This is a genomic window from Phaeobacter sp. HF9A (assembly GCF_011806385.1).
In the GTDB taxonomy this organism is placed as follows: Bacteria; Pseudomonadota; Alphaproteobacteria; order Rhodobacterales; family Rhodobacteraceae; genus Epibacterium.
Window position 1 is genome coordinate 1 of sequence record NZ_JAATOX010000153.1, and the last position, 7,981, is coordinate 7,981.

The 7,981-nt window shown below is 62.8% G+C and carries 4 protein-coding genes and 1 pseudogene; all 5 read right to left on the minus strand.

Annotation, left to right across the window (positions count from 1 at the left end; all coding sequences use genetic code 11):
- Positions 1-949 (minus strand): FHA domain-containing protein (locus tag HCZ87_RS18555; protein ID WP_167646228.1); only part of this gene is annotated, 949 nt, incomplete at its 3' end.
- Positions 950-1,052: 103 nt separating this feature from the next.
- Positions 1,053-1,685, minus strand: a complete 633-nt coding sequence (locus HCZ87_RS18560) for a hypothetical protein (protein WP_167646230.1) — start codon at positions 1,683-1,685, stop codon at positions 1,053-1,055.
- A gap of 11 nt (positions 1,686-1,696) precedes the next feature.
- Positions 1,697-3,889, minus strand: coding sequence for a type VI secretion system Vgr family protein (locus HCZ87_RS18565; protein ID WP_167646232.1), 2,193 nt, complete (start codon positions 3,887-3,889; stop codon positions 1,697-1,699).
- Between the two features lie 72 nt (positions 3,890-3,961).
- Complete coding sequence (locus HCZ87_RS21355; RefSeq protein WP_368484145.1) at positions 3,962-6,769, minus strand: type VI secretion system contractile sheath large subunit; 2,808 nt, start codon at positions 6,767-6,769, stop codon at positions 3,962-3,964.
- An 846-nt stretch (positions 6,770-7,615) separates the two neighbouring features.
- Positions 7,616-7,981 (minus strand): annotated as a pseudogene (gene tssB / locus HCZ87_RS21130) (type VI secretion system contractile sheath small subunit); the annotation flags it as partial.

The following is a 7,981-nucleotide window of genomic DNA, read 5'->3' on the forward strand; positions in this document are numbered from 1 at the left end:
CGTTCACGGGCGCGGCCGGTGGGGTTGTCGCAACCGGCGCGACCGTAGGCGCCACCGGCTCCGGCGCGGGGGTGCGATCCTCGGTGCCCGCGATCGGTTCGGCAAAGGGATTGTCTGGAATGGCCACGGGCGCCACCGGGCTCGGCTCTTCTCGGGGCGCGACTGGGGCTACAACCGGGGGTGCGGGCTCCGGCAGAGGCTCTGGCTGGGGCCGCGGGGGCGGAGCCGGCTCGGCAGGCTCCGGGCTGCCACCGATGCCCGAGAAAAACTCGTCATCCCAATCGTCCGGGATCACATTGGCCTGCGGCGCATGCTGCGGGGTGAACCCGTCCTGTGCCGCCGGGTTATGCGCCGGAAGGCTGGCGCCCTGCCCCTCTCGTCCGTCATTCGGCTTTTGAAAGAACGGATCTTCCTCCTCGCCCAAGGGCGGCAGCAGATCGTCGATCGGGTCCACCGGGTTGATCTGCGACGGCCCGGTCGGGGTCGCTTCGCCCAACAGATCATCGAGAAAATCGCCACCCGGCCCGGCATCATCCAGCAGCGCCAGCGGGTCCGGGGCATTCTCGGCCCGGCCCGGCGACAGGGGATCGACCGCCAGCGGATCGACCATCAAGGGATCGGGCAGCGCATCGTCCTGGGTGATTTCCACCGCCAGCTCGTAAGAGCCAACCGTCAGCACATCGCCGTTGTTGAGCGGTGTCGGCGTCGGCCCGAGCGGCATCTTTCCATAGTTCAGAAAGGTCCCGTTGGAGCTGAGATCCACCACCGCCACATGGCTGCCGTGGTCTTCGATCACGCAGTGGTTGCGCGACAGCATCTGATCGGGATCGGGCAGCACAACATCATTGGTCGCACCCCGCCCGATGGTCAGACTGGGGCCACGCAGGATCAAGGGCGCCGCGTCAGACGGCATCGTCCCCGAGGATTGAAATCGCAACCTTACACCCATGACGCCGCAGCTCCTCTGGTGATCAGAAAGCGCAACGCCATTTCGGCACAGATGTCGCCCTCAAGAGCGGGTTTGACCATTGTGTCGTCTCTCCTGTCCGAGCCTAGCTTTGGTCGGCGCCAATATCTGCGGGCTCTGCCGCAGCCGCGTCCTGCGCGCCGACCCGGCCATTCCCCCCCCGGGCAATATCCAGCGCACGCTCTATCAGCAAATAGCCATGTTCTTCAAACTTATCAGATAATTGACCCAAGGCCACCATATTCATGGCAAAGGCGGCCGCCTCTGCGGCCCCGGCGGGGGCCGGGTACTGCCGCAGATCCCCAGGGCCAAGCGTGCCATCATGATAGGTCACCGCCCAGGCGCAGTTCACCGTGTCATCATCCACATAGGCATGATCAATGGTGATCCGCGCCGCCTGGCGGTTCTCCTCAGAGGGCTCCAGCACCCAGGCCTCGGAGGTGCGCAGCGATGGCGGGTCCTTGGGGCTGCGCGGCCCGATATAGTCGCGCGCCGCCAGGCAGGCCCACCAGACCCTCTCGCGCGGCGGCAGCAGGATGCCCATCAGCCGCAGCATATCAATCATCGCCTTCTTGGAATACAGCTCCTTCAGCACGACAGAGGCCGTCGCGCTGACTTCGCAATCCAACCGCGTCTTCAGCAGAACCTGCTGCCGCGCAAGAATTTTCGCGACGGGCTCCGTCGGCAATTTCACCAGTTTTTCAAACATATCAGCCATTACAGTCACGCCTAGTTGATCATGGTGACGCCGCCCTTGAGGGTCAGCATGCCATCGCCTTTTACCGTGGTCAGCGGAGATTTCGCCTCCAACATCCCATCAGCTTCGAGTTTGATCATCGGTCCACTGATAGTAACACCCGAGTTGTCGATTTTAATCGATGATCCCCCCACCGTCAGCGTGATTTCCATCCCGGCAGAAATCGCAATGCTGCCAGCGCTCGCTTCGGTGGTGATATCCCCCAGGCTGACGGTTTCGGTATGGTCGCCCTGGCTGATGGTCTCGGTCAGGCTGCCCTGGCCGATGGTCACTTCCACGTCTCCCGTATCAATGTTCTCGGTCAGGTTGCCGGTCTCGATCGTCATCGTCTTGTTGCCGGTCTCGATCGTCTCGGTGTAATCGCCGGTCTTCACCGTTTCGACCTTGTTGCCGGTCTCCACGATCTCGGTCCGATCCCCCGATTTGACCGTTTCGTTCATATGCTGCTCGATGGTCAGATCATAGGAGTTTTCGTCAACCGAGGCGACTTCCTTCTCGATCGCATCCAGACCCACGGTCATGGATAATCGGTCCTTCACCAGCGTCTGGTGATACTTCTGCGCCTGGATGCGCATCAGTTCGGAATCCTTTTTATCGTCGAACATCAGCTCGTTATAGCCGCCTCCCCCCTTGGAGGAATTGGTCTTGATCCCCAGCTGCGTCTGATCATCGGGGTAGGAATAGGGCGGCATGGTTTCCTTATTATAAAGCATGCCGGTGACGATCGGGCGATCCGGGTTGCCATCCTCGAACTGGACCACGACCTCCTGACCGATCCGGGGCACCGCAACCATGCCCCAATCCTTGCCCGACCAGGGCGTCATCACCCGCACGAAACACGACGAGGTCTCGTTGTCCTTGCCCTCGCGGTCCCAGTGGAACTGGATTTTCACCCGCCCATGTTCGTCGGTCAGGATCTCTTCGCCCGAGTTGCCGACCACGGTCGCGGTCTGGATACCGGGCACCTCCGGCCAGGGGGTGACGCGCGGGGCGCGGTATTGCACCGATTTGTCGATCACCCGGAAGGTATTGGCGTAGCTGTCTTTTTCCGCCTCTTTTGGGAAATCCAGATTCTGCGCCTTCAGATCCCGGCGCATTTCTTCCTTGTCGCCCTTGTTCCGGGCGCCGCGATCCCGCTCGCCGAACTCGCTGTCCACCTTCAGGTAATGGGTGGCCTCCACCACAAGGAAATCCTTGTTGGAGTCGCTGTCATCATGTTTGGTCAGCTTGAAGGTATAGCCCGCCCCCAGCGTGCGCAGCGACGAGGCCCCGCGCCATTGCTGATAGGTCAGCGCCTCGGCATCCATCCGCGCCCGCGCCAAAGTGGTGCCAAGCCCGGTGTCCTTGCGATAATGGGCCTGATAGTCATAGACCTCGAAATTCTTGTACTGATGCTTGCCCTTGGCCTGGGCATCGCTGACCTTCAGATCCGCCTGCGGCGTGGTGAAGTCGAAATCATTCAGCGTCACCTTGCCCCGGGTCACCCGCTCGATCTTGCTCAGCTCGGCCACATGCTCGCCCCGACGCCGGTCGGCATCGTCGCGAATGTAGAACTCCGCCGTGGCGCTTTCGCTGATCGGCTTATGCGCACTCAGACCATCCGCAAAGATCAGCTTCTCCGCCGAGGACTGGCTGGTGTTGCTGTCAAAGAAGAAATAAATCCCCTCCTCCTCCATCAGCCGGCAGATAAAAGCATAGTCGCTTTCGCGGTATTGCAAGCAATATTCACGCTGCGCATAGGATCCGGTCAGGCTGTCCTTGTAGTCGGAGAACCCGTGTTCCGATAGGATCTGCTTGATGATGTCGGGTGCGGTCATGTTCTGAAACACCCGGCAATCCTCGGTCCGGGTCAAAAGCCAGAACCAGGGCCTGACCTCTGCGACGAACTGCGTGTAGCCATCCCGGAACCCGAAGTTTTCAACCGAAATGCACAGGCCGGAGAATTTCTGCTCCTTGCCCCCTTCGGTCACCACATGCAGGTTCATGGTCTGGCCCACCAGATCGTCCAGCGATACGGCGGAGTTGCGAGACTGGAATTCGATCGTCGTCTCGGTAAGTTTGCTCAATCCTTCGCGCACGATGGCGCGGCGCATCATAAGCCCTTTTACCGAATAAGACCCAGACATCCAGACGACGTCTTTTTCATGGGCTTTACTTTCGGTCATGGCTGCTCCTTTCCCGCCCGGGCACCGGCGAGGCGCGCCTCAGCCCGAAGCAAAAAGTTACGGAAAACAAAATCATAGGTCATTCAAAAGTGCCTCAAGATCGGCGTCTATATCGCCGTCCGTTTCAGAATCGTCATCGTCATCAAAACTGGCAAGCAGCGCGTCAAGATCATCGTCCCCGCCGTCGCCATCGCTGTCAAAATCAAGATCAAAATCGAGGTCGAGATCATCGCCGTCCTCGGTCGTATCCGGCGATGTATCTGTCTCCGGCTCCGGTGCCGCCTTGGCCGGTCTTGGGTCCGGCGGCGAGGGCGCTGGCGCCGGCTCTCCGGTCCAGGGGCCCAAGAGCATCTCGCCGCGCAGGGAGTTGAACGAGGTCAGACGGATCTCGTCGCGGCCCCGCACCCCGGCAATCGGCATGAAACCCCGCGCCTTGGCCGCCGCGATCTTGTCCAGATCCACATTGCGTTCGGTGCAGGGCAGCGCCACCTGATCGCCAAACCGGTCGGTGACAAAATGAAACGGCATATCGCCAAGCGACATGATGGAGCCAAGCTGGAGCGAGGCGCCGTTCTCCTTGAAGGATTTCGCCATCAATATCGCCGCCAGCACCACCGGGTTGCCCCAGAGCATACCACGCAGGCCCTCGCTTTGGGTAAATTCTTCAAAGTCGAAGGGATCAATCGGCTCGCCCTTGGCACCATAGGGACGGCGCAGCAGGAAACGCGGCGTCAACAGCCCCAGATGCCCGGCCTCGCTCATGCCCGTCAGCGTGTCCCAGGCATCGGCCACGATCTTGGGGCGATCCTCCTTGGCGTGATCCCAGAAACCCGGGGTGATCGCCGCAAGGAAGGGCGCATCCACATGCGCCGCCACCCGCGCAAAGCGACCCAGAAGCTCCGCATGCGGCGGCGTTTCCTCAAAGGTATAGAGCCCGATCAGCGCCGAATAGGCTCCGCGGCCGTTTTCCTCGTCCATCGGCTCTTCGGTCAGGAGCCGCACAAAGCCGCTCTGCGACAGGTCCTCATGCGCCGCCAGATCCGCCGCCAGTTCCTCGGCGGAGACATCATAGAGCATCACATCCAGCGTATCGTCCACCTCGATGGAGCGCTGGATCAGGTCGAGCGAGCGCCACTGCGCCTCCACCGACTGGAATTCCGGGTGATGCAGCACCAGCCGCATCGCATCCGACAGCGCCTGATCCACGGCGTCCTGCATCGCGGCCAGGTTCGGGTCCGGCAGCGCCCGGATATGCGGCCCAACCACGCGCGCCAGCATCTCCTCCACCGGCGAAGCCTGGCGCAGGCTGTTGTCCGTGTCGCCGATCAACCGCTGAAAATCGCTGAGCCGCTTGTCCGCAGGCACGGCGTTGCCGCCAGAGCGCGATTTCGGCGCCCGTGCAGGCGTGCCATGGGCCTCCGCCCAGCTCGCCAGCGTCTTCATCGCGTGGTCTTTGGTCACGCCGCTTTGCAATTGCTTGCGCAGGCTCACCAGCTCGGAAAACAGCGCCACATTGTCATAGAGCTCATCCGGGTGCAGATCATCAAATTCACCCAGTTTCACCGCAATCCCCGCGCCGTCCTTGCCGATCGGCAGGACCAGCTCGGTGGCGAAACTCTCGATCACATCCTCGAATGTATCAGGATCCAGCACCATCGGCTTGCGCGCGGCCAGCGCCTCGCCGATTTCGATCTGCCCCTTGGAGGCGCGACCGGTAAAATCGCCAAACACCGCCAGCCGGAAGCGTTTGCGCGCCAGTTTTTGCGGTTCGGGGCGATCTGCGGACATGGTGCCATAGGCCAGCTCAGGCTCTTTTGCCCGCGCCATTTTCGGGCTGTCACTGCCAAGCGCGTCGCCGTCATCCTCATCGTCGCCCAGATCGCCAAGCAGGCTGTCCAGATCCAGATCATCGCTGTCACCGTCGTCTTCGCCAAGATCCCCCAGCAAAGCATCAAGATCGTCCAGCCCTTCCAGATCGTCCGAGGCCGCCTCCGCGTCAAGGCCGCTCAGCAGCGCGTCCAGATCGTCCCCGTCATCCGCAACGGTGCTGTCGTCCAGATCCAATCCGGCCAGCAGATCGTCCAGATCATCATCGCCATCGTCGGACTCGCCATCGTCAGACTCGGCGTCGTCAGACTCGGCATCGGCGCTCTCGACCGTCGTGTCCGTCTCCACATCCTCTGCCAGCAAAGCATCCAGATCAAAATCATCCTCCGCCGCAGGCTCGGCGCTGTCCTCGGCCAAGAGGCTGTCCAGATCCAGATCATCCGCACCCAAGGCGCCTTCTGCACCCTCATCGTCCCCAGCCAGGAGCGCATCAAGGTCGATGTCATCCTCTGTCGGCTCCTCGGAGGTCTCCACCGCCGGCTCCTCCTCATCCGCCGCAAGCAGGGCCTCAAGATCGAGATCCTCGTCTTCCTCTTCCGTGACGGTTGTTTCCGTCTCGCCAAGAAGATCCGCCAAATCTACGTCGTCTTCGCTTGCCTCCGCGTCGTCAGTAGCATCCAGCTCCCCGAGCAACGCCTCCAGATCGGTGCCCTCCTCCTCGGCTGCGGGCTCCTCGACTGGCTCCAGCCCGGCAAGAACATCCTCAACGCTCTCGCCCGTGTCGTCCTCTGCGACCTCCAGATCGCCCAGCAAGGCGCCAAGGTCGGTGTCGTCCTCCTCGGCGGAGGCTTCCTCGACCGGCTCCAGCCCGGCAAGAACGTCCTCGACGCTCTCGCCCGTCTCGTCCTCTGCGACCTCCAGATCGCCCAGCAAGGCGCCAAGGTCGGGGTCGTCCTCCTCGGCGGCGGCTTCCTCGACCGGCTCCAGCCCGGCAAGAACATCCTCAACGCTCTCGCCCGTGTCGTCCTCCGCGACCTCCAGATCGCCCAGCATGGCACCAAGGTCGGGGTCGTCCTCCTCGGCGGCGGGCTCCTCCACCGGCTCCAGCCCGGCAAGAACGTCCTCAACGCTTTCGCCCGTCTCGTCCTCTGCGACCTCAAGATCGCCCAGCAAGGCGCCAAGGTCGGGATCTTCCTCCTCGGTGGCGGGTTCCTCGACCGGCTCCAACCCGGCAAGCACGTCTTCTACACTCTCGCCGGTGTCTTCCGCTGGCGCGGCGCGCTCCAGATTGCTGAGGATGGCATCGGTCTCGGCGCTGCCGTCCGCTTCGGGCAGTTCGCTCTGCGCCAACGCGGCCAAGACATCTGCGGATGTATCCGCTTCGGTGCGATCTTCGGGGGCCGAAGCCGCGAGATCGGAGAGCACCGAACCGTCCGCATCCTCCTGCGGTTCATCTGCCGGGGCCTGTGCTGCCAATGCGGCCAAGGCGTCGTCCCTGATGTCGACCTCCTCCTGCGCAATCGGAGCGGCGCGCGCCAGATCGGAGAGGATATCGCCCGCGTGATCCGCCTCGCCGTCTGCCACCGGGGCCTGCGCCGCGAGATCCGCCAGCGTGTCGGCGGTCTGCGTGCCTTCGGCTGCGTCCTCGGGTGCGGCGGCGGCCAAGCCAGCCAGCACGTCCCCGGTGCGATCCTCTTCCTCGGAAGGGGCCAGGGGCGCGGCGGCCTTCAGCCCCGCCAGAATATCCGCCGAGGCATCGGGTTCAGGCGTCGCCTCCGGGGCCCGAGCGGCCAATTGGCTGAGCACATCGGCCTGATCCGGGCCGCTTTCCTCATGCGGGACTTCCGCCTGACGCAGGCTCTCCAGCGCCGCATCCGCCGCCGGGTCGGAGCCATCCCCCTGCCCCGCCAGCGAGGACAGCAGCGAGGGCGAGGTCAGGATCTTCTCGATCAGATCCTCGGCACCGGATTTACCGTCCATATAGGTCATCAACTGTTCAAGCTGCTGGCGCGCTTCCAACAATGGGCGCAGCGCATCGACCTTCCTGGCCACCGCGCCGGGGGTGAAATCCGCCATGCTCTCAAAGGTCAGATCCACCGCCAGATTGCCCTCGCCGGTCAGCGTATTGGGCACACTAAAGGCCGCACGCGGCGCCATCGCGCGCATGCGCTCGTCAAAATTATCGACGTCGATTTCCAGGAATTTCCGGTCGGCGATCGCGGGCTGCGCGACGTTGGATTTGCCCGCAAGATCGCTCATTACGCC

Coding starts and splice junctions, on each gene's coding strand:
- HCZ87_RS18560 (WP_167646230.1), bottom strand. CDS start 1,685: ATGGCTGATATGTTTGAAAAACTGGTGAAATTGCCGACGGAGCCCGTC.
- HCZ87_RS21355 (WP_368484145.1), bottom strand. CDS start 6,769: ATGCTGGGCGATCTGGAGGTCGCGGAGGACGACACGGGCGAGAGCGTT.
- HCZ87_RS18565 (WP_167646232.1), bottom strand. CDS start 3,889: ATGACCGAAAGTAAAGCCCATGAAAAAGACGTCGTCTGGATGTCTGGG.